The 21,655-nt window shown below is 74.9% G+C and carries 19 protein-coding genes; 6 read left to right on the plus strand and 13 right to left on the minus strand.

The annotated features are described in order from the left end of the window. Positions 1 to 310 precede the first annotated feature (310 nt). On the minus strand, positions 311 to 1,318 hold the full coding sequence (locus IE170_RS17600) for a stage II sporulation protein M (protein WP_189810350.1): 1,008 nt from the start codon (positions 1,316 to 1,318) through the stop codon (positions 311 to 313). 99 nt (positions 1,319 to 1,417) lie between these two features. On the opposite strand from IE170_RS17600, the gene IE170_RS17605 reads away from it, so the two are divergent. Both IE170_RS17605 and IE170_RS17610 read left to right on the plus strand, forming a co-directional pair. Continuing rightward, positions 1,418 to 2,377 (plus strand): RDD family protein, encoded by a 960-nt coding sequence (locus IE170_RS17605; RefSeq protein WP_189810351.1) that lies wholly within the window; start codon positions 1,418 to 1,420, stop codon positions 2,375 to 2,377. Between the two features lie 33 nt (positions 2,378 to 2,410). After that, positions 2,411 to 2,719 carry a hypothetical protein gene (locus IE170_RS17610; RefSeq protein WP_189810352.1) on the plus strand — a complete coding sequence of 103 codons (309 nt, stop codon included), beginning with the start codon at positions 2,411 to 2,413 and terminating at the stop codon, positions 2,717 to 2,719. A 27-nt stretch (positions 2,720 to 2,746) separates the two neighbouring features. Here the strand turns inward: IE170_RS17610 and IE170_RS17615 are convergent, their stop codons facing one another. The 8 genes from IE170_RS17615 to IE170_RS17650 form a co-directional block, all read right to left on the minus strand. Beyond that, positions 2,747 to 3,364 carry a hypothetical protein gene (locus IE170_RS17615; protein WP_189810353.1) on the minus strand — a complete coding sequence of 206 codons (618 nt, stop codon included), beginning with the start codon at positions 3,362 to 3,364 and terminating at the stop codon, positions 2,747 to 2,749. Positions 3,365 to 3,502: 138 nt separating this feature from the next. Then, the gene (ahcY, locus tag IE170_RS17620) at positions 3,503 to 4,939 is read right to left on the minus strand and encodes an adenosylhomocysteinase (RefSeq protein WP_223856684.1); all 1,437 of its coding nucleotides are present in this window, start codon (positions 4,937 to 4,939) and stop codon (positions 3,503 to 3,505) included. 303 nt (positions 4,940 to 5,242) lie between these two features. After that, positions 5,243 to 6,193 (minus strand): cation diffusion facilitator family transporter, encoded by a 951-nt coding sequence (locus tag IE170_RS17625; RefSeq protein ID WP_189810355.1) that lies wholly within the window; start codon positions 6,191 to 6,193, stop codon positions 5,243 to 5,245. A 95-nt stretch (positions 6,194 to 6,288) separates the two neighbouring features. Continuing rightward, on the minus strand, positions 6,289 to 7,446 hold the full coding sequence (gene manA / locus IE170_RS17630; protein WP_189810356.1) for a mannose-6-phosphate isomerase, class I: 1,158 nt from the start codon (positions 7,444 to 7,446) through the stop codon (positions 6,289 to 6,291). A 46-nt stretch (positions 7,447 to 7,492) separates the two neighbouring features. Beyond that, entirely contained in the window at positions 7,493 to 8,629 is a 1,137-nt protein-coding gene (locus IE170_RS17635) for an SIS domain-containing protein (RefSeq protein ID WP_189810357.1), read from the minus strand. A 174-nt stretch (positions 8,630 to 8,803) separates the two neighbouring features. Beyond that, entirely contained in the window at positions 8,804 to 8,989 is a 186-nt protein-coding gene (locus IE170_RS17640) for a Trm112 family protein (protein WP_054222355.1), read from the minus strand. Between the two features lie 288 nt (positions 8,990 to 9,277). After that, entirely contained in the window at positions 9,278 to 10,648 is a 1,371-nt protein-coding gene (locus IE170_RS17645) for a phosphomannomutase/phosphoglucomutase (RefSeq protein ID WP_189810358.1), read from the minus strand. An 80-nt stretch (positions 10,649 to 10,728) separates the two neighbouring features. Next, positions 10,729 to 11,109 carry a DUF3499 domain-containing protein gene (locus tag IE170_RS17650; protein WP_189810359.1) on the minus strand — a complete coding sequence of 127 codons (381 nt, stop codon included), beginning with the start codon at positions 11,107 to 11,109 and terminating at the stop codon, positions 10,729 to 10,731. A gap of 138 nt (positions 11,110 to 11,247) precedes the next feature. On the opposite strand from IE170_RS17650, the gene IE170_RS17655 reads away from it, so the two are divergent. Further along, the gene (locus tag IE170_RS17655) at positions 11,248 to 11,727 is read left to right on the plus strand and encodes a metallopeptidase family protein (protein ID WP_373299009.1); all 480 of its coding nucleotides are present in this window, start codon (positions 11,248 to 11,250) and stop codon (positions 11,725 to 11,727) included. Between the two features lie 16 nt (positions 11,728 to 11,743). Here IE170_RS17655 and IE170_RS17660 read toward each other — a convergent pair whose 3' ends face one another. The 3 genes from IE170_RS17660 to IE170_RS17670 form a co-directional block, all read right to left on the minus strand. Then, on the minus strand, positions 11,744 to 13,225 hold the full coding sequence (locus IE170_RS17660) for a DUF5719 family protein (protein ID WP_189810360.1): 1,482 nt from the start codon (positions 13,223 to 13,225) through the stop codon (positions 11,744 to 11,746). Further along, complete coding sequence (locus tag IE170_RS17665; RefSeq protein ID WP_189810361.1) at positions 13,222 to 16,923, minus strand: glycosyltransferase; 3,702 nt, start codon at positions 16,921 to 16,923, stop codon at positions 13,222 to 13,224. Before IE170_RS17665 ends, IE170_RS17660 begins: the two co-directional genes overlap by 4 nt. Before the next feature lie 250 nt (positions 16,924 to 17,173). Next, positions 17,174 to 17,437 (minus strand): WhiB family transcriptional regulator, encoded by a 264-nt coding sequence (locus IE170_RS17670; protein WP_003983763.1) that lies wholly within the window; start codon positions 17,435 to 17,437, stop codon positions 17,174 to 17,176. Positions 17,438 to 18,063: 626 nt separating this feature from the next. Here IE170_RS17670 and IE170_RS17675 point away from each other — a divergent pair. From IE170_RS17675 to IE170_RS17685, 3 genes are read left to right on the plus strand one after another with little or no spacing between them, the layout of a single operon-like run. Continuing rightward, positions 18,064 to 18,603: a cysteine dioxygenase gene (locus tag IE170_RS17675; RefSeq protein WP_189810362.1), complete on the plus strand. Its 540-nt coding sequence runs from the start codon at positions 18,064 to 18,066 to the stop codon at positions 18,601 to 18,603. A gap of 20 nt (positions 18,604 to 18,623) precedes the next feature. Continuing rightward, positions 18,624 to 19,577, plus strand: coding sequence for a 2-phospho-L-lactate transferase (gene cofD / locus IE170_RS17680; protein ID WP_189810363.1), 954 nt, complete (start codon positions 18,624 to 18,626; stop codon positions 19,575 to 19,577). After that, positions 19,574 to 20,863, plus strand: coding sequence for a coenzyme F420-0:L-glutamate ligase (locus IE170_RS17685; protein ID WP_189810364.1), 1,290 nt, complete (start codon positions 19,574 to 19,576; stop codon positions 20,861 to 20,863). The genes cofD and IE170_RS17685 overlap by 4 nt, the downstream gene beginning before the upstream one ends. On the opposite strand, the gene IE170_RS17690 is transcribed toward IE170_RS17685, so the two are convergent. Continuing rightward, a partial coding sequence (locus tag IE170_RS17690; protein ID WP_229884914.1) for a DNA-3-methyladenine glycosylase family protein occupies positions 20,860 to 21,655 on the minus strand: 796 nt, incomplete at its 5' end. The two genes, IE170_RS17685 and IE170_RS17690, sit on opposite strands and share 4 nt — an antisense overlap.

Here is a 21,655-nt window from a genome sequence, read left to right on the forward strand (position 1 = left end):
TGCGTTTCCGACTCTATCAGAGTCTTTCGCGCTTCGCTTTCCGGGGTTTTCGCTTTCGCGCTTTCCCTTTCCGGCGGTTCCGACTCTATCAGAAGTTTTCCACCGGATTTCCCGGCTTCGGATTCTGATGGGAGTCGAGTGCACTCCGGCAGAATTCACGATTCCTGTGGAGGCGAGAGAGATGTTAAACCGCTGCTGCCGAACTGTCCAGTTCGAGGCAACCGTTCGAATCTACCTCCCCGTGGCGACCGTGTCAACGGCCGTTCCGGGACGACGAGGAGACTAGCAGCTGACCGGTCCCCCATGCACATCAGACCGCCGTGGGCAGCGTCGCGGTGCGGTCCGCGGCCTCCACGTCGCCCACCTCGCCGGCCCTGGCCGCCCGGCCCCCGAGGATGTACACGTACGCCAGGAACACCGCCTCCGCCGCGACGCCGATCGTGATCCGCGCCCACGTGGGCAGGCCGGACGGGGTCACGAAGCCCTCGATCAGACCGGACACGAACAGGACCGCCGCCAACCCGATCGCCATGCCGAGCGCGGCCCGGCCCTGTTCGGCGAGGGCGGCCCGGCGGGTGCGCGGGCCCGGGTCGATCACCGTCCAGCCCAGGCGCAAGCCGGTGCCCGCGGCGACGAACACCGCCGTCAGTTCGAGCAGGCCGTGCGGCAGGATCAGCCCGAGGAAGACGTCGAGCCGGCCCGCGGACGCCATCAGGCCGAGCCCCACCCCCAGGTTCGCCATGTTGAGGAAGAGGATCCACAGCACCGGCAGCCCCAGGAACGCGCCGGCGACCAGGCAGACCGCCGCCGCCTGGGCGTTGTTCGTCCACACCTGCGCCGCGAACGACGCCGCCGGGTGGCTGGAGTAATACGTCTCGTACCCGCCGCCGGGCTCCGTCATCGCCCGCAGGTCCTCGGGCGCGGCTATGGACGCCTGCACCTCCGGGGTCACCGCGACCCACCAGCCGATCAGCACTCCGAGCAGGGTGGACAGCACCGCGGTCGGGATCCACCAGCGCCGGCTGAGGTAGACGGCGGCCGGGAAGGCGGAGGTGAAGAATCTGGCGGCGTCCCGCCAGCCCGCGCGCCGGGTCCCGGTGACGGTGGCGCGGGCCCGGGCTACGAGCTGGGTGAGCCGGCCCGTGAGCACGGCGTCGGGGGTGCCCGACTGGATCAGCGACAGGTGGGTGGACGCGCGCTGGTACAGGGCGACCAGTTCGTCCGCCTCCGCGCCGGTCAGCCTGCGGCCGCGGCCGAGCAGCTGTTCCAGGCGGTCCCACTCCGCGCGGTGGGCCGTGACGAAGACGTCGAGATCCATCCGGTTGCCGCTCCCCCTGCTCCGGCGTACTTCTTCCACGGCCAGCTTGGCAGACTGGTGGCCGGGGGCGGGTCCGGCCACGGGGAGAGGGTGCGCAGCGTGAGCGATCTGGTGACGGGGGACGCGGTCGTCCTGGGGCTGCGGCCCGCGCGGCTGCCGAGCCGGGGGCTCGCGTACTGCCTCGACATCGCCGTCTACCTGTCCGGCTACCTGGCCGTCGCGGTCGGGCTGGCCTTCGCGACGGCCTCCCTGGACGAGGCCGCGCAGGCCGCCGTCGCGGTGTCGAGTCTCGTGCTGGGGCTGTTCGGTGTGCCGATCGCGGTGGAGACGCTCAGCGGGGGCCGGTCGCTCGGCAAGCTGGCGTGCGGGCTGCGGGTGGTCCGGGACGACGGCGGGCCGATCCGGTTCCGGCACGCGCTGGTGCGCGGGGCGATGGGCGTCGTGGAGCTGCTGCTGACGTTCGGGGCGGTGGCGTGCACGGCCTCGCTGGTGTCGGAGCGGGGGCGGCGGATCGGGGACGTGTTCGCGGGGACCCTCGTCGTGCGGGAGCGGGTGCCGCGGCAGCAGGTGATGCCGGTTCCGCCTCCGCCGGCCTGGCTGGCGGGGCGGTTCTCGGGGCTGGACCTGTCGGCGGTGCCCGAGGGGCTGTGGCTGGCGGTGCGCCAGTACCTGACGCGGATGGGCCAGCTGGATCCCCAGGTCGGCGCGGCGATGGCGGCGCGGCTCGCGGACGACCTGGCGGCCCGCACGGGGGCGCCGGTGCCGGCGGGGGTTCCGGCGGCGGCGTTCCTGATGGCGGTCGTGCACGAACGGCAGTCGCGGGACGCCGCCCGGGCGTTCGGGCCCGCGGCCGGCGCGGTGCCGGGCGCCGGCCCAGGTGCGTACGCGCCCGCCCCGCCTCCCCCGGTGTACGGGACCCCCGGGATGTCCGGGACGCACGGGGCCGCTGTGGCCGGGCCCCCTGCCGCGGCCGCCCCGGCGCCCGCACCCGCACCCGCTCCGGCGCCGGCGCCGGCGCCGGCGCCGGAGCGGCGTACCGGCTTCGCCCCGCCCGCCTAGGGACTGTCCGAGGACCCGCCTAGGCTGCGGCCCATGTCAGTCAACATCGATCTCGCCTTCACCGTGACCGGGCTCGCGGACCGGCAGCAGGCCGAGGACGTCGTCCGGGCCGTGCAGGAGCTGCTGTACGACGAGTCGCTCGAGAACCAGGTCAGCCACGGCTGGTCCGTGGACGACGGCGGTGCGTTCTTCGTCTCCGGGGAGTCGGACCACCCGCTCGGCATCACCCGCTTCTACCTCTGGCAGCCGCACTTCGAGGGCCTCTTCGCGGCGACGGTCGCCGGTGTGGCCCCCACGGCCGCGCATGAGATCCGCTGGGGGTATCCGGACGAGGAGTACTGACCGGCGGGCCCCGCCGCGCGCCCTGGATCAGGCGGGGAACGCCGACGGCGGCGTCTCCAGGTGTTCCAGTTCGACGCCCGGGGCGGCCAGGACGACGTCGCCCGCGAGGTGCACGGAGTGGACCTCGCCGGTGTCCAGGGCGGTGACCCGGTATTCGTCGACGACGAGCGGCCCGCTGTCGGTGTCGTGGACGGTGCTGCCGGCGAGCTGCCAGGCCTGGTCGACCGTACGCGGCGCCAGGACGGGGTCGGTGAGCGCGACGAGCCGGACGCGGGTCGCGGCGGCCCCCGCGGCGGGGCGGAGCAGGCGTGCGGTGGCGACGAGGAAGGCCGGGGAGGTGCCGGTGAACGCGGCGGCGGGGGCGTTGCCCTCGGCGGCTTCGGCGCCGGCCGGGTCGGAGCGGACCCAGGTGACCCCGTCGACGGCGGCGCCCCGGACCTGCCAGCCGGCGAGGGCCAGTTCGACGCGGATGGGGCGGCCGAGTTCGTCGACGGCGAGGTCGACGGAGCCGCGGTGGCCGCCGTCCGGGCCGGTCAGCTGGGAGACGTAGCGCCAGCCGGAGGGGCCGGGGGCGCAGTGGAAGTGCTCCTCGCCGATCGGGGTGTGGTCGTGCGGGTCGTGGAGCGAGTAGCGGCCGCGGGGCATGGCGGGGGGTCCTTGCTGTGCGTGCGTACGGGGCAGGCCCCCGGCACGGGTGCCGGGGGCCTGGCTCGGTGCTGCCGGGGCAGCGGTGCTGCGGTTCCGCGCAGGTGCCTGCGGGCGCGCCGCCCGCAGGCCGGCGGATCAGTAGCGGTAGTGGTCCGGCTTGTACGGGCCCTCGACCTTGACGCCGATGTACGCGGCCTGCTCCGGGCGGAGCGTGGTCAGCTTGACGCCGAGCGCGTCGAGGTGGAGGCGGGCGACCTTCTCGTCCAGGTGCTTGGGCAGCGTGTAGACGTCGGTCGGGTACTCCTCCGGCTTCGTGAAGAGCTCGATCTGGGCCAGGGTCTGGTCCGCGAAGGAGTTCGACATGACGAAGGAGGGGTGGCCGGTCGCGTTGCCGAGGTTCAGCAGGCGGCCCTCGGACAGCACGATGAGGACCTTGCCGTCGGGGAACGTCCAGGTGTGGACCTGCGGCTTGACCTCGTCCTTGACGATGCCATCGATCTTCGCGAGGCCGGCCATGTCGATCTCGTTGTCGAAGTGGCCGATGTTGCCGACGATCGCCTGGTGCTTCATCTTGGCCATGTCCGAGGCCATGATGATGTCCTTGTTGCCGGTCGTCGTGATGAAAATGTCGGCGGTCTCGACGACCTCGTCCAGGGTGGTGACCTGGTAGCCGTCCATCGCGGCCTGGAGGGCGCAGATGGGGTCGATCTCGGTGACGATGACGCGGGCGCCCTGGCCGCGGAGGGACTCGGCGCAGCCCTTGCCGACGTCGCCGTAGCCGCACACGACGGCGGTCTTGCCGCCGATGAGGACGTCGGTGGCGCGGTTGATGCCGTCGATGAGGGAGTGGCGGCAGCCGTACTTGTTGTCGAACTTCGACTTGGTGACGGCGTCGTTCACGTTGATGGCGGGGAAGAGCAGGGTGCCTTCCTGCATCATCTCGTACAGGCGGTGGACGCCCGTGGTGGTCTCCTCGGTGACACCGCGGATGTCGGAGGCCAGCTGCGTCCACTTCTGCGGCGACTCGGCCAGGGTGCGGTTCAGCAGCGTGAGGATGTGGCCGTACTCCTCGGAGTCCGCGGTCGACGGGTCCGGGGCCGCGCCGGCCTTCTCGAACTCGACGCCCTTGTGGACGAGGAGGGTGGCGTCACCACCGTCGTCGAGGATCATGTTCGGGCCGCCGGTGGGGGTGTTCGGCCAGGTCAGCGCCTGCTCCGTGCACCACCAGTACTCCTCCAGCGTCTCGCCCTTCCAAGCGAAGACGGGGACGCCCTGCGGGTTCTCCGGGGTGCCGTTCGGGCCGACGGCGATGGCGGCGGCCGCGTGGTCCTGGGTGGAGAAGATGTTGCAGGAGGCCCAGCGGACCTCGGCGCCGAGCGCGACCAGGGTCTCGATCAGGACGGCGGTCTGCACGGTCATGTGCAGCGAGCCGGTGATGCGGGCGCCGGCCAGCGGCTGCGCCTGCGCGTACTCGCGGCGGATCGACATCAGACCCGGCATCTCGTGCTCCGCCAGGGTGATCTCCTTGCGGCCGAAGGCGGCAAGGGAAAGGTCTGCGACCTTGAAGTCCATGGGTGCTGCTCTCCTCATGGTTCGAGAGGTGGGTACGGCTGAGCCGCGCATCGCCGGAGGCGGTGCACCGGGCACTCAGTCCGTCGGGGGCCCTCTCTCCCCTCGGCCGGTCGCGGGACCGCCCGACCGCCATCAGCAGCGACGCCTGACACTGATGACGAATCTACACCGAGCAGCGGGGCGAGCCCCAGTGCACCCGGAAACCACGGTCGTGCGGGCCCGGGTGCGCGGGCCGTCCGCAGCCGGGTGCGCGCAGGCCCCCGCGGGGTGTCCGCGGGGGCCTGCGGGCGGTGCCGGGGCCGGTCAGCCGGCGGGCTTGGCGAGGGGGTCCGCGGCTGCTTCGGCGGCCTTGAAGATGTCCGGCTCCAGGTAGATCACGCGGGCGATCGGCACTGCCTCGCGGATGCGGGCCTCGGCGGCGTCGATCGCCTCGGCGACGCGGGCTGCGGTGTCGTCGTGCCGGACGGCGATCTTCGCGGCGACGAGGAGCTCCTCGGGGCCGAGGTGCAGGGTGCGCATGTGGATGAGGCGGGTGACGCTGTCGCCGTCGACGACGGCCGCCTTGATCTTCTCGATGTCGTCGAGGCCGGCGGCCTCGCCGAGGAGCAGCGACTTCGTCTCGGCGGCCAGGACGATCGCGATGAGGATCAGCAGGAGGCCGATCGCGAGGGTGCCGATGCCGTCCCAGACGCCGTTGCCCGTCAGGAGGGCGAGGCCGACGCCGATGAGGGCGAGGACGAGGCCGACGAGCGCGCCGAGGTCCTCCAGCAGGACGACGGGCAGTTCGGGCGCCTTGGCGCGCCTGACGAACTGGGTCCAGGTCAGGCCGCCGCGCAGCTCGTTCGACTCCTTGATCGCGGTGCGGAAGGAGAAGGTCTCGGCGATGATCGCGAAGACGAGGACGCCGACGGGCCAGTACCAGGCCTCGATCTCGTGCGGGTGCTTGATCTTCTCGTAGCCCTCGTAGATGGCGAACATGCCGCCGACGGTGAAGAGCACGATGGAGACGAGGAACGCGTAGATGTAGCGCTCCCGCCCGTACCCGAAGGGGTGTTCCGGGGTGGCCTCGCGCTTGGCCTTCTTGCCGCCGAGGAGCAGGAGCCCCTGGTTGCCGGAGTCGGCCAGCGAGTGGACGCTCTCCGCGAGCATCGACGACGAGCCACTGAAGACGAAGGCCACGAACTTGGCTGCGGCAATGGCGAGGTTGGCGGTGAGTGCCGCCACGATCGCCTTGGTTCCGCCCGACGCGCTCATGGGTGCTGATTGTCCCTTCCTCGGTACGGCGGCCCTGGCCGGGGCGCCGCGCTACGGCCGCACATTCTTGCAGCCGCCGGCGGCCGGCCCCGACGTCAGAGGACGACGGTGGCGCGGAAGACGGTGCCGGGGCCGGACAGTTCGACGGACTCGCCGGCCGGGACGAACACCGATTCGCCCGGGGCCAGGGCGAGTTCGCCGGCGGTGGGGCGGCCCGCGGTGCACAGCAGGATCTGCGGGGCGCCGGCCGGCAGGCGGTGGGGGGCGGCGCCGGGGGCGAGGGCGAGGCGGGAGAGGCGGAACTCGTCGATGGGGGTGTCGTACACCTCCTCGTCGCCGTCCTCGGGGCGCAGCAGCGCCGGGTCGCCGGGGTCGAACCGGACGATCCGCAGGAGTTCGGGCACGTCGACGTGTTTGGGGGTGAGTCCGGCGCGCAGGACGTTGTCGGAGTTGGCGAGGAGTTCGACGCCGAGGCCGTCGAGGTAGGCGTGCGGGACTCCGGCGCCGAGGAACATGGCCTCGCCGGGCTGGAGGCGCACGTGGTTGAGGAGCATGGCGGCGATGACGCCGGGGTCGCCGGGGAAGTGGTGGGCGAGGGTGGCGTACGGGGTGTAGGGGCCGCCGAGGCGTTCGGCGGCGGCCGCGGCCTCGGCGACCGTACGGGCCATCTCGGCGCGGTCCGCGGTCAGGACGGCGGTCAGCATCTCGCGCAGGGCCGCCTCCTCGGGGTGGGCGCCGAGCAGGTCGACGTACGGGGTGAGGGAGTCGACCTTCAGGCCGTCCAGCAGCGCGGCGGCCTCCCGCGGCGGGCGGAAGCCGCACAGCCCCTCGAAAGCGGTGATGGCGCAGACCATCTCCGGCTTGTGGTTGGGGTCCTTGTAGTTGCGGTGGGGGGCGTCGGCGGGGATTCCGCGCCGCTCCTCCTCCGCGTATCCGGCGCGGGCCTGCTCCAGGTCGGGGTGGACCTGGAGGGAGAGGGGCGCGCCGGCGGCGAGGATCTTGAAGAGAAAGGGCAGGCGGGGCCCGAACCTGGCGACGGCGGCGGCGCCGAGCTCCCGTTCGGGGTCGGCGGCGATGACCTCCGCGAGGGTGGTCTCGCCGGCGCCGCGGTCGAGGCGGGAGGGGGCGCCTGGGTGGGCGCCCATCCACAGTTCGGCTTGCGGTTCGCCGGTCGGCTCCACGCCGAGGAGCCCGGGGATCGCGGTGGGCGACCCCCAGGCGTAGGGGCGGATCGTGTTCGTCAGGCGGTCCATCTGCGTGCGTCTTCCCGGGAAGGACGGAGCCGGCGCGGTTGCGTGCTCACCCGTGTCCCCTGGTGGCCAGGGACAGGTAGGCGGTCGCGAAGTCCGTGACGGCGAGGAGTTCGGCGAGCTGCTCCAGTTCCCCGCCCTCCTCGGGTTCGAGTTCGCTGATGGCCGTGTCGTGGCTGAGGGCCAGTTCGCGCGCGGCCGGGGCGGCGGAGAGGCCGCCGGTGGGCCGGTCGCGCAGCAGGACGACGCGGGCGCGCAGGGCGCCGGGCTCCTCGACGCGGTCGCGGAAGAAGTCGTCGGGGTCCGCGCCGGCGGCGAACGCCCCGGCGAGCAGGACGCCGTGCGCGGGGAGGGCCTCGGGGAGGTCGGCGGCGAGTGCGGGGCGGCCGGCGAGTTCGGCGAGGGTCGCGGCGAAGCGGCGGCCGGCCGGGGCGGCGCCGGCGCCTTCGCTCCAGATGAGCGGGAGGGTGTCGGCGAGTTCGGCGGCGAGCGTCTTGGCCGGGTTGGAGTAGGTGGCGATGGCGGGGCCGCAGCGCTCAGCGGTGCGGTCGAGGCGGTCGGCGACGCGCTGGAGGGCTTCGGGAGGGGCGGTGACCAGGCCGACCTTGTCGAGGAGCAGCAGCATCGGGGTCAGCAGGGCCCACAGTGCGCCGGGTCCGGCGGAGGCGGCGGACTCGTCGTAGTCCTGGTACGGGGCGTTGGCCATCGGGACGAGGAGTCCGTGGGCGCCGGCGACGGCCTCGCCGAGGGGGGAGCGCTCGGGGGCGACGGCGACGACGGTGCAGCCGCGGCGGTAGGCCTGCTCGGCGAGGACGGCGAGGCCCGGTTCGGTGCCGTCGGTGGTGGCGAGGAGCAGCAGGTCGACGGGGCCGACCCAGCCGGGCAGGGCCCAGCGCAGGGCGCCGGCGGCGTGGGCGACGCCGGTGGGGTGCAGGCGGGTGACCGGGGCGGAGGGCGCGGCGAGGGCGCCGAGCAGGTCGGCGACGCCGGAGGCGGCGGTCCCGGGGCCGGCGATGAGGACGGCGCGGGGGCGGCCGTCGGGGCGGAGTTCGCCGAGGCCGGCCTCGGCGGAGTGCCGGGCGGCGGTGCGGACCCTGGCGCCGGCCTCGGCTGCACCGCGGAGCAGGCCGCGGCGGTCGGCGCGGGCGAGCTCCTCGGGTGCGTCGAGGAGCGTCTCGTCGAGCATGGCGGCCTCCGGCTGGGTCGAAAGGGCGGGCGACTCGGGTGCTCGGGCGCCCGGCGCTGCGACGGGCGCCCAGTGCGGCGTACGGCCTGCGGCGCGGTGCCTGCGGCGCGGTCTGCGGGCCTGGGGGCCGCGGGGCCGGCCGCCGCGGGCGGCGGGGCCGGGGGGCGGCGGAGGTCAGGCGGGGCGGCGGGCCTCGTCGACGAGGAGGACCGGGATGCCGTCGCGGACCGGGTAGGCGAGGCCGCAGTCCCGGCCGGTGCAGATCAGCTCGGGAGCCGTCTCGTCGGCCGACTTGTCCTCCAGGGGCGAGTGGCAGGCGGGGCAGGCGAGGATCTCCAGAAGGCCGGCTTCGAGCGGCATGGGGCGCTTCCCTTCGAACATGCGGATTGGGCGAGGTCAGCGTACCGCCGGGCCGCGTCTCGCGCGGCCCGGCGGTGGCCGGCGGGGTGGGGTGGGCGCCAGGTCGGCTCTTTCGGATCCTGCCGGTCACGCCCGTGTCGTCCGGTGCCGTGCATCGCAAGGCGGAGGGTCGTCCGCGTACCGGGGTACGCGGACGGCCCGACAACGCGGCGAGGCGCGGTGACGGACGACACGGGCCTGGGGGCACCTCCCAGCGGAGCTGGGGGAGCGAGATCCGAAAGAGACGGCCTAGGCGCGGACCAGGGCGAGGACCTCGTCGCGGATGCGGGCGAGGGTCTCGGGGTCGCGGGCCTCGACGTTGAGGCGGAGCAGCGGCTCGGTGTTGGAGGGGCGCAGGTTGAACCACCAGTCGGCGGCGGTGGCGGTCAGGCCGTCGAGCTCGTCGAGGGCGACGCCGTCGGCGCCGGCGTAGGCGGCCTTGACGGCGGCGAGGCGGCCGGCCTGGTCGGCGACGGTGGAGTTGATCTCCCCGGAGCCGGTGTAGCGGTCGTAGGAGGAGACGAGCTCGGAGAGCGGGCCCTCCTGGCCGCCGAGGGCGGCGAGGACGTGGAGCGCGGCGAGCATGCCGGTGTCGGCGTTCCAGAAGTCCTTGAAGTAGTAGTGCGCCGAGTGCTCGCCGCCGAAGATGGCGCCGGAGCGGGCCATCTCCTCCTTGATGAAGGAGTGGCCGACGCGGGTGCGCACGGGGGTGCCGCCGTTCTCGCGGACGACCTCGGGGACGGACCAGGAGGTGATCAGGTTGTGGATCACGGTGCCGGTGCCGCCGTTGCGGGCGAGTTCGCGGGCGGCGACGAGGGCGGTGACGGCGGAGGGCGAGACGCCCTCGCCGCGCTCGTCGACGACGAAGCAGCGGTCGGCGTCCCCGTCGAAGGCCAGCCCGAGGTCGGCGCCCTCGGCCTTCACGCGTTCCTGCAGGTCGACGATGTTCTTCGGGTCGAGGGGGTTGGCCTCGTGGTTCGGGAAGGTGCCGTCGAGCTCGAAGTACATCGGGACGAGCTCCAGCGGCAGCCCCTCGAAGACGGTCGGGACGGTGTGCCCGCCCATGCCGTTGCCGGCGTCGACGACGACCTTCAGGGGGCGGATGCCGGTGAGGTCCACCAGGGACTTCAGGTGCTCGGCGTAGCCGACGAGGGTGTCCTGGCCGGTGACGGTGCCGGGGGTGGTGCCCTCGGGCGCGGCCGGCAGGCCCTGCTCGGACCACTGCTCGACGAGCGCGCGGATGTCCGTGAGGCCGGTGTCCTGGCCGACGGGGGCGGCGCCGGCGCGGCACAGCTTGATGCCGTTGTAGCGGGCCGGGTTGTGGGAGGCGGTGAACATCGCGCCGGGCAGGTCGAGCTTGCCGGAGGCGTAGTACAGCTGGTCGGTGGAGCACAGGCCGATCAGTGTGACGTCGGTGCCGCGGGCGGCGGCGCCGCGCGCGAAGGCCGCCGACAGGCCGGGAGACGAGGGCCGCATGTCGTGGCCGACGACGATGGCGGTGGCACCGGTGACCTCGGTGAACGCGGCACCGAACAGCTCGGCCAGCGCCTCGTCCCACTCGTCCGGCACGACGCCCCGTACGTCGTACGCCTTGACGATGTTCGAAAGATCTGCGGCCACTGCCTGCCCCTCCTGGTACTCCTGTGCGGTGGGGCCAACCTACCGTGCGGTTCGGCCGGGCCCTCAGGGGTCCGGGCCGGTCAGGAGTCCGGGGACCGCAGCACCCGCAGGTGCCCGCGCCGCGTCTCGCCGGCCGAGCGGGAGCCGCTCTTGGCCGGTCCGCCGCCGCCTTCGGCCGCGCGGTCGTGCGGGCGGGCCGCCTCGCGCACGGCGTTGGCCAGGGCCTCCAGGTCGTCGCCGCTCGGGCGGGACGGCGCCGACCCGTCGGTCAGGCGCACGACGTCCCAGCCGCGGGGGGCGGTCAGGCGCTCGGAGTGCTCGGCGCACAGGTCGTAGCAGTGGGGTTCGGCGTATGTGGCGAGCGGGCCGAGAACTGCGGTCGAATCGGCGTAGACGTACGTCAGTGTCGCGACGGCAGGGCGGCCGCACGCGGTGCGAGAACAGCGACGTACAAGGCTCACGACGTTGGACGGTACCGCACTCTTGACCGGGCCGCGACGACTCTCCCGCAGGTCACTCCCCCGTGTCGTGCCGGGGGCGGGGCCCGGCGGGGTCGGAAACGCCCCGGTGGGGGGCCCTTTGCGGGCTACGCTCGGGGGGTGACCGACAGCCCTGTGCCATCCGACGAGCCCCGCCCCGCCGACCTGCCCGCCGAGCCGCGGCCGCGCCGCCGCGACCGGCACGGGCGGGGGATGCGCGGGCCGGTGGCCCCTCCGCAGGTGCCGCTGGCGGCCAGCCGGGCGGAGCTCTTCGGGGACCTGGTGCGCGAGTCCGTCGACCGGCTGGAGCGGCACTGGCCGCAGCTGGCGGACGTGGAGTTCGTCGTCGCGGACGTGCCCGGGCCGCCGGGCGGGCCCGAGACCGGCTGGAACGACGAGGCGGTGCCGCTCGGGGCGCTCGCGGAGTCGCCGGGTACGGGCCGGCCGCCGCGGATCATCGTCTTCCGGAGGCCGGTGGAGATCCGGTCGAAGACCCGCGACGAGCGGGCGCTGCTGGTGCACGAGGTCGTCGTGGAGCAGGTCGCGGAGCTGCTGGGGCTGACCCCGGAGACGGTGGACCCCCGCTACGGCCAGGACTGACCGCCGCGGGGCCCGCTCAGCGGGTCAGGACGGACAGGTCCTGGCGCGCCTGCGGCACCGCGACCGTGCCGCGGTCATCGGACAGCGCCTGGACCGTGAACATCGGGATGCCCTCGTGGGGCAGCGTCAGCGTGCGCGCCGCGTACACCGGGCCGCCGGAGAGCGTCTCCACGGTGAGGGCGTACGCGCCCTTCAGCCCGGCGGGCGCCGGGGCGGGCAGGGCCTGCGTGGTGCCCGCCCGGACGGTGACCTCCTGGACTGCCGGCTCGCCGCCCTCGGTCCCCGCCGACGCGGTGACCTTCACCTTCGCGTCGGCGCCCACCGCCGTCAGCGACAGCACGCCCGCCCCGTCCCCGGCCCGGTTGTCCGCGGCGGTCGCCCGGGCGCCCACCGGCGCGGCCGCCGGGACGAACGCCAGCTCCTGCTTGGCGCCGCTGCCGCGGACCACGCGCAGCGCCGCCACCACCGGTACGGGCCTGCCGTCCTCGGCGGGGGCCAGCAGCAGCGAGCCCGCCTCGCCGCGGGTGAGGTCCTTCAGGTCGGCGCTCGCGGTCATGCCGGCCTTGACGTGCAGCCGCTCGCTGCCGGCCGGGCTGATCGGGCCGTTCGGGCCGGCCAGCCGCAGCGCGAGGTCGGCGTCCTCCTCGCCGGGCGCGAACACGACGAGCTTCACGGAGGCGGCGTCCGCCGGGATCCCGGGCAGCACCAGCGACGCCGCCGGGTCGGCGGAGGCGGGCAGCCAGTCCGCGCCGACGCCCTCCTCCCCCGCCTGCACGGACGCGCCGACGCGGCCGGCGCGGGTCGTGACCCGGGCCGCGGCGTCCGCGAGCTGCGCGCCGGGGGCGAGGGTTGCCAGCGAGACCGCCTTGCTGGAGCGGGGGTCGATGCGGATGTTCTCGTTGGTGCCGGCGTCCGCCTTGACCGCGCCGTCGGGGCCGAACAGCTTGATGTCCACCACGGCCGCGGTGTCGTCCGGGTTGGTCAGGTGCACGTAGTCCTCGCGTCCCTTGGCCGTGCTCACCCCCGGGAACCAGAAGTCGGTGCCGGGCGCGGTGCACGCGGCGCCGAGCAGCCCGCGCGCCCGGCCGACGGACACCTTCGTCGTCTGCTGCGCCGCCCAGCCCGGGGCGAGGACGCCGTCGGCGGCGCCGGCCAGCGCCGGCGCCTCGGCTCCCGAGGCGCTCGCCCCGGCGGGCCTGCCGGGCTCCTTGAGCTCCAGGACCGGCTTGGCCTCCTTGGTGGCGCCGAGCAGGCGGGCGGTGCCCCGGCCCGAGGCGCCGGGCGCGGCGGGGGTGATCGCCGTGTACACGGTCTCCGCGATGTCGGAGGAGCTGGGCGCCGGGCACACCAGGACGGAGCGCTCCACCGGCATCCGCGCGGCCGAGGCCGCGGAGGCGCCGCCGGCGGGGGCGGCGGGCGCGAGGAGGTGGGCGGCGCCGGCGAGGGCGGCGAGGGCCGCGGCGGCGGCCGCCAGCGTCAGGGGGGCGCGCTGCTTCACTGCTGGTGGCTCCCGTCGGGGCGCGGGTGGTGCTGCCGGTCGTGGGGGTCGTACGGGTCGGCGTACGGCTGCTGGTCGTACGGGTGGGGCTGCTGCGGGTACGGGTGGCCGGCCTGGTCGGGGTAGGCGTATGCCTGGGGGTCGTACGGCTGCGCGGCGTAGGGGTCGTGGCCGGTCTGCTGCGCGGGCACCCACGGCTGGCCGGGCTCCGCGTACGCGTCGGGGTAGGCGGAGCCCGGTTCCGCGTACGCCTGGCCGGGGTAGGCCTGGTCCGGGTGGGTGCCCTGCTGGTACGGGTCGTAGGGCTGCGCCCCGTACTCCTGGTAGGCGTAGGCCTCCTCCCCGTACGCGGGCTGCGCGGGGATCCCGGCGTACGGGTCCGCGACGGCGCCCTCGGGCTCGGCCGCGGAAGGCTCCGGGGCGGCCGGCGCGTCGGCGCCGGCGCGGAGCCGGCGGGCGCGGCGGCCCTCGGGCGCCCCGGCGGGCACGGCCGGGTCGGGAGTGTCGGCGCCCTCGTCGGGGAGGTCGTCGTCGAGGCGGGCGCGGCGGCCGGGCAGGGCCATGACGAGGAGGACGAGGGCCAGCAGCGCCTGGGCCCCGTGCCAGGCGGTTCGGGGCAGGGCGTCCTCGTGGACGAGGTCGAGGCGGCCGCCGGCGGCGGGCAGTGCGAAGCCCTGCGCCCAGCCGTCGACGGTCTCGGCCTTCAGGGGGCTTCCGTCGAGGGAGGCCTTCCAGCCGGGGGCGGCCCGGTCGGCGATGCGCAGGACGCGGCCCTCCTCCCCGGCGGGGATCCGGGTGTGGATCTCGACGGGGCCGGAGGCGACGGGGACGGGCGCCTCGCCGGGCTTGGCGGGGACGATGACGGCGCGGGCGACCTGGCGGTCGACGCGCCACAGGGCGCTGCCGTCGAGCTGGCTCATGCGGCTGAGGCCGGGGGTGGCGTCGAGGACCTTCCGCATCTCCTGCGGGACGTCGTCGCGGAGGAGGACGTAGCGGACGGCGAAGTCGCCGAGCTGGTCGGTCTGGTCGGCGCCGGAGCCGGCGACGAGTCCGGCCACGGCCTTGTCGAGGCGGGTGCTGCCGCCGGCGGGGGCGGTCTCGGCGTCGCCGAGGACGGCGCCGGAGCCGCGGACGAGGCTGTAGGAGACCCGGGCGGGAGTGCCGCCGAGGACGAGGGTGCGGGCCCGGTCGCGGGTGCCGGCGTCCTCGGCGACGAACGCGGGCACCTGGACGGGATCGCGGCGCTCCAGCGGTCCGGCGGCTCCGCCGGCGGCCCAGGCGGCCGCGGCGAGGAGCGGTCCGGCGGCGGCGGCGAGGGCGACCAGTGCGGCGGCGGGCTGCCGCCACCCGAAGCTGCTGGCGGCGACGCGCTCGCGGGCCCCTTCGGCGCCGACTGCGGCGGCCGCGAGGACGCCGAGCCCGTACAGGAGGGTGGCGGGACCGGCCCAGCCGGTGCGGTTCAGGAGGACGGCGAGGGCGAGCCCGGCCAGGGCGGCGGCCCAGGCGGCGCGGACGGCGGTGCGCCGGTCGGCGCGGAGCAGGGCGGCGAGGGCTGCCAGGACGGCGCCGGCGAGGAGCAGACCGCCGCCGGCCTTGGGGCCTCCGGGGCTCGCGCCGAGCAGGCCGAGGGCGGTGGCGGCGCCTGCGGGGCCGGGCAGTCCGGCCTCGTCGAGGAGCCGGCCGGGGTCGGCGAGGAGGGTGAGCGACCAGGGGGCGAGGACGACGGCGGGCACGGCGAGGACGGCGAGCAGCCGCAGGGCGTACGCCTTCCACTCGGCGCGGCGCACGGCCACCGCGGCCAGGCCGAGGACGGCGGCGGGCAGCCACACGACGGGGGCGAAGGCGGCGGCCGCGGTCATCAGGAGGGCCAGCGTCCACACGGCGCGCCAGGGGCCGCGCTGCGCGGAGCCGGCCGGGGCGGTGAGGCCGAAGGCGGAGGCGGCGGAGCGGGCGAGGAGCGGGAGGAGGACGGCGAGGACGGCGGTGCCGAGGCGGCCCCCGGCGAGCGCTCCGGTGACGGCGGGGAGGAAGGCGTAGGCGGCGGCGGCCCAGGCGCGCAGCAGGCGGGAGGCGACGAGGGGCCGGGAGGCGGCGTAGGCGGTGAGTCCGGCGAGCGGGACGGACCCGGCGAGGAGGAGGGTCAGGGCGGCGTCGGAGGAGCCGAGGAGCAGGGTCGCGAGGGCGCCGAGGACGGCGAGGTAGGGGGGTGCGCCGGCGGTGGAGCCGGTGCCGGCGGGCTGCCAGTCCTCGGTGTAGCGGCGCCACAGGTCGAGCCCGCTGTCGGGGGCGGGCAGGAGGGCGCCGCCCATGAGGGAGCCGCTGCCGAGGAGGCCGCGGCAGGCGACGACGGAGACGGCGACGAGGAGGGCGAGGAGGAGCGGGGCGGGGTTGCGGGCGATCCGCCGGAGGCGGGCGAACCGCTCCGGCGCGAGGTCGCCGGCGCCGTCGGGGCCGGCGGTGCCGCCGTGGCGGCCGGCGGCGGGGCCGTCGGCGGCGCGGCCGTCGGTGAAGTGGGCGGCGAGCTGTTCCGCGCCGGCCCGCAGGGTCGCGCCCGGGGGCGGGAAGAGGAGCCGGAGCTCCTGGGCGGGGACGACGGGGCGGCCGCGGCTGCGGCGGGCGGCGAGGATGCGGCCGGGGCGCAGGAGGGTGGCGAGGAGGCCGGTGAGTTCGTCGACGGCCTGGCCGGGTGCCTTGCCGACGAGGTAGCCGAGGGTGCGCAGCACGGTGCCGGCGATCAGCCGGAGCAGGACGTACGGCAGGGCGCGGCCGGAGCAGTTGGCGAGGAGGGTGTGGACGGCGCCCGCCTTGTCGACGCGGTGGGGTCCGAGCGCGGTGCGGCCGGCGCAGTCGACGGTGCGGCGTTCGCGGGAGGCGGCCTCGGCGTGGCGCAGGACGGCGTCGGGGGCGACGAGGACGCCGTGGCCGGCGCTGTGGGCGCGCCAGCACAGGTCGACGTCGTCGCGCATGAGGGGCAGGCGGCGGTCGAAGCCGCCGAGGTCGTCGTAGACGTCGCGGCGTACGAGCATGCCGGCGGTGGAGACGGAGAGGACGGAGCGGACCTGGTCGTGCTGGCCCTGGTCCTGTTCGCGGCGGTCGAGGCCGGTCCAGCGGCGGCCGCTGCGGGCGATGGTGACGCCGGCTTCGAGGAGCTGCCGGTTGTCGTACCAGCCGCGGAGCTTGGGGCCGATGACGGCGGCGTCGGGGTTCTCGTCGGCGACGCGGAGGAGTTCGGTGAGGGCGTCGGGCTCGGGGGCGCTGTCGTCGTGGAGCAGCCAGAGCCAGTGGACGGGCTCGCCGTGCGGGAGTTCGGGGAGGTCGTAGGCGTCGTCGCGCCAGGTGCGGCTGACGGGGTCCCAGCCGCTGGGGCGCCTGAGGTAGGGGAGGTCGTCGAGGGAGGGGGTGCCGGCGCTGCGGGCCGCTTCCTCCACGGCGGCGCCGAATCCGGTGCGGCGGGCGAGGTGGAGGACGCGGTCGTCGCCGAGGGCGTCGGCGAGGAGGCGGGCGGAGTCGTCGGAGCTTCCGGTGTCGGCGGCGATGTGGTTCTGCGCGGGGCGTTCCTGGCCGAGGAGGCCGGCGAGGGTCCGGGGCAGCCAGCGGGCGCCGTCATGGGCGACGAGGACCGCGGTGACGACGTGCCGGGGGAACTGGGGGGTGGCGGCAGCCTGGTAGGAGGCCGTCGACTGGCTGTGCAGGGACATCGCTCTACTGGCCCTCCGGCCTGGGTGTCCCGCCGGGCTCGGCCGGAGGGAGGTCCGCGGGCGCGCGCCCTCGGAGGCTGCTGGACAGCGCCCCACACTAACGGCTCGGAACACAGCGGTCCGCCTCCTGCGGGGAAGTTGCAGGAGGCGGACCGGTGGTGTGCTTGCAGGGTGGGACCGTCACCCGATGTGACGCCGGGCCGGGGTCCGGACGGGGTCGGGGCGGGGGCCCGGGGCCGCTGCGGCGGGGTCAGACGGCGGCCTTCTTCAGGCGGCGGCGCTCCCGCTCGGAGAGGCCGCCCCAGATGCCGAAGCGCTCGTCGTTGGCGAGGGCGTATTCGAGGCACTCGGACCGGACTTCGCAGGCCAGGCAGACCTTCTTGGCCTCTCGGGTGGAGCCGCCCTTCTCGGGGAAGAAGGACTCGGGGTCGGTCTGGGCGCACAGTGCGCGCTCCTGCCATCCGAGCTCTTCGTCCGCTTCCTCGACCAGCAGTTCCTGAAACAGCTCGGTCATGTGCGCCCCTCGCTCTGTCTGTGCATCCCCGTGGCCGTCGTCACTCATTGCTACGTAACGACACGAGTGAAATTACAAGTGTGGGGCTCCAGCGCAGTCAAGCCGGGGTCTGCTATTGGGGCCCTTATTCACTCTGCGGAACCAAGGCTATGCAGAAAGTGTTGATATCGCCAAAAATCGTGACAGTTGCCACGAGTGCCACTCCACCCACACCCACCCGTGACATACGCGGACCCCCGGGCGACGGTTGCGATCCGGCCACAGAAGCGGCGCAGATCACATTCCGATCACGAGTTGGCCACATAAGTTTGAGCCGGCGCGAGACGGTATCTCGGCACGCGGTGTGCCCCGCATTCGCCTGCACAAACCTTTCTCCGCTCCGGTTAACCGGATCAGTTGAAACTTTTCGACCAAAACGGGCATTGAGTTGACAGTCCGGCCCGGCAGCCGGTCTCCTTGTCCCCATGTCAGTGACCGCAGCCGCCTTCCGGACCCCCGTTCGTGGGTTCCTGCGCGCTGCCCAGGTTCGCTGTTGCTGTTGCGGCTGTTGATGCCCCAGGAGCCCCTGCTCCCCCCGGCCCCCGCCACAGCGACCACCCCACTGACACCCGTCTAGGACCCCCGTGATGCGCGACTCCGCCGCCGCCCCCGCCGTGATCGAGAGCGACCTCCAGATCGCCGGCGACATCCTCTCCGTACCGCACCTGCTCCAGCCGGCCCGCGAACACCCCGCCACCGTCGCCGAGTTCGCCGGACTGGCCCGCTCCATCGCCGCGGACCGCGCGAGCTGGGAGCACCTGGTCCGCTACGACGCCACGACCCGCTGGTACCACCGCCTGCGCTCCGTCGCCCCCTCCCCCGGCTCCCCGACCGGATACGAGGTGTGGCTGCTCAGCTGGGTTCCGGGCCAGGGCAGCGGCTTCCACGACCACGGCCCCTCCTCCGGCGTCTGGACGGTCCTGGAGGGCGAGCTCACCGAGCGCAACACCCGCGGCACCCTCACCCTCGGTGCGGGCGCCCAGCGCGTCTTCGCCCCGGGCTACGCGCACGAGGTCGTCAACGACACCCTCGAAGGCGCGGTCAGCCTGCACGTCTACTTCCCGGGCCTCCAGGCCATGCCGATGCACAACTGCCACCCGGCCCACCCGGAGGCCGTCCGCGTCTGACGCCTGTCAGACTTCGCTGCATGCGCATTGTTGTTCTGGCCGGCGGCATCGGCGGCGCCCGCTTCCTCCGCGGGCTGAAGTCCGCGGCCCCCGCGGCGGAGATCACGGTCATCGGCAACACCGGTGACGACATCCACCTGTTCGGGCTCAAGGTGTGCCCCGACCTCGACACCGTGATGTACACCCTCGGCGGCGGCATCAACGAGGACCAGGGCTGGGGCCGCGCCGGGGAGTCGTTCACCGTCAAGGAGGAACTCGCGGCGTACGGCGTGGGCCCGACCTGGTTCGGGCTCGGCGACCGCGACTTCGCCACGCACATCGTCCGCACGCAGATGCTCGCCGCCGGCTACCCGCTCAGCGCGGTCACCGAGGCGCTCTGCGACCGCTGGCAGCCGGGGGTCCGCCTCCTGCCCATGTCGGACGACCGCGTCGAGACCCACATCGCCGTCACCGAGAACGGCGAACGCCGCGTCGTCCACTTCCAGGAGTACTGGGTGCGCCTGCGGGCATCTTTGGACGCCGAAGCCGTCGTCCCCGTCGGCGCCGACCAGGCCAAGCCCGCCCCCGGCGTCCTCGAAGCCCTGGCCGCTGCAGACGTGATCCTCCTCCCGCCTTCCAACCCGGTCGTCTCGATCGGCACGATCCTCGCCGTCCCCGGCATCCGCGAAGCCGTGGCCGGTGCAGCCGCCCCGGTCGTCGGGCTCTCCCCGATCGTCGGCGGCGCCCCGGTCCGCGGCATGGCCGACAAGGTCCTCGCCGCCGTCGGCGTGGAGTCCACCGCCGCGGCCGTCGCCCGCCACTACGGCGCGGACCTCCTCGACGGCTGGCTCGTCGACACCGCCGACGCCGACGCCGTCGCCGAGGTCGAGGCGGGCGGGATCGCCTGCCGCGCCGTCCCGCTGATGATGACCGGCACCGAAGCCACGGCCGCGATGGCCCGCGAGGCCCTGTCCCTGGCCGAGGCCGCCCGGTGACCGCGTACGAGGTGCGCGCCGTCCCCGGCATCCCGGAGGTCGGCCCGGGCGACGACCTGGCCCGGCTGATCGCCGAGAGCGCCCCGGACCTCGAAAACGGGGACATCCTCCTCGTCACCTCGAAGATCGTCTCGAAATCCGAGGGCCGCATCGTCGAGGCGGCGTCCCGCGAGGAGGCGATCGACGCCGAGACCGTCCGCGTGGTCGCCCGCCGCGGCGCCCTGCGCATCGTGGAGAACCGTCAGGGCCTGGTCATGGCGGCGGCCGGCGTGGACGCCTCCAACACCGCCCCCGACACGGTCCTCCTCCTCCCCGAGGACCCGGACGCCTCGGCCGCCGCGATCCGCACGGGCCTGGCCCGCCTGCTCTCCGTCGACGTCGGCGTCGTGATCACCGACACCTCGGGCCGCCCGTGGCGCACCGGCCTGACGGACATCGCCATCGGCTCCGCCGGGGTACGCGTCCTGCACGACCTCCGCGGCAGCACGGACACCCACGGCAACCCGCTCACGGCGACGGTCGTCGCCACGGCCGACGAGCTGGCCTCGGCCGGCGACCTGGTCAAGGGCAAGGCCGCCAACCGGCCCGTCGCCGTGGTCCGCGGCCTGTCCCACCTGGTCGGCGGCGACGCCACGGCCGCCCGGCTGGTCCGCCCCGCCGAGGACGACATGTTCCGCCTGGGCACCTCCGAGGCCGTACGGCAGGCCGTGACCCAGCGCCGCACGGTCCGCGCCTTCACGGACGACCCGGTGGATCCGGCCGCGGTCCGCCGCGCCGTCGCCGCCGCGCTCACCGCCCCGGCACCGCACCACACCATGCCGTGGCGGTTCGTCCTCCTCGAATCGCGGACGGCCCGCCTGGAGCTGCTGGACGCGATGCGCGAGGCGTGGATCGCGGACCTGCGCCGCGACGGCAAGTCGGAGGAGTCCATCGCCAAGCGCGTCCGCCGGGGCGACGTCCTGCGCAACGCCCCGTACCTGGTCGTCCCCTGCATGGTCACCGACGGCGCGCACGACTACGGCCACGCCCGCCGTGACGCGGCCGAGCGGGAGATGTTCGTCGTCGCCACGGGCGCGGGCGTGCAGAACTTCCTGGTCGCCCTCGCGGCCGAGCGCCTGGGCTCGGCGTGGGTGTCCTCGACGATGTTCTGCCGCGACGTGGTCCGCAAGGTCCTGGCCCTCCCGGACTCCTGGGACCCGATGGGCGCGGTGGCGATCGGCCGCCCCGCCGAACCCGCGCGCCCGCGGCCCACCCGCACCCCGGACGACTTCATCGAGGTCCGCTAGATCAGCGAGATGTCGCTCCGGTACATCCGCGGCGCCCGCCGCGGCGGGGTCCGCCCGGCGAGCAGTACGAGCCGGGCGGCCCGGTGCCGCTGCCCCGCATAGGGGGCGAGCAGCTCCAGCATCACCGCGTCGTCGGCGTCCCGGTTCCCGGCGAGCGCGTACCCGATGATCCCGGGCAGGTGGAGGTCACCGGTGGTCACCGCATCGGGGTCGCCGTTGCTCCTCTGCAGGGTCTCGGCGGAGGTCCACGGCCCGATGCCCGGTACGGCCTCCAGCCGCGCGGCCGCCTCGCCGGGCGGCATGGCAGCCGCCTGCTCCAGCCGGGCCGCGACCCGGGCGGCCCGCACGATCGTCGCCGACCGCTTCCCGTCGACCCCGGCCCGGTGCCATTCCCACGACGGCAGCATCGCCCACGTCCGGGCGTCCGGCACGACGCACAACCCGGCATCGGGGCCGGGTGCGGCCTCTCCGTGCGCCCGTACGAGCCGCCGCCAGGACCGGTAGGCCTCGTCGGCGGTGACCTTCTGCTCCAGCACCGTCGGCACGAGCACCTCCAGCACCAGCCCCGTACGGGTCAGCCGCAGCCCGGGCCGCCGCCGATGGCTCTCGTGCACCAGGCGGTGCCGCGGTACGAACGCACCCGGATCGTCCCCGGCACCCAGCAGCGCGGGAAGCGCATCGAGCACCCACGCGGCCCCGGCCCCCCACGCCTCGCCCTTCACGCGCCCGGCACTGCGGTCGGCGGACACCCGCAGCGTGGCGGGCCCCTGCGGGGTCCGCGTCGTACGCCAC

This window comes from Streptomyces toxytricini, assembly GCF_014649915.1.
GTDB classification, from domain to species: domain Bacteria; phylum Actinomycetota; class Actinomycetes; order Streptomycetales; family Streptomycetaceae; genus Streptomyces; species Streptomyces toxytricini.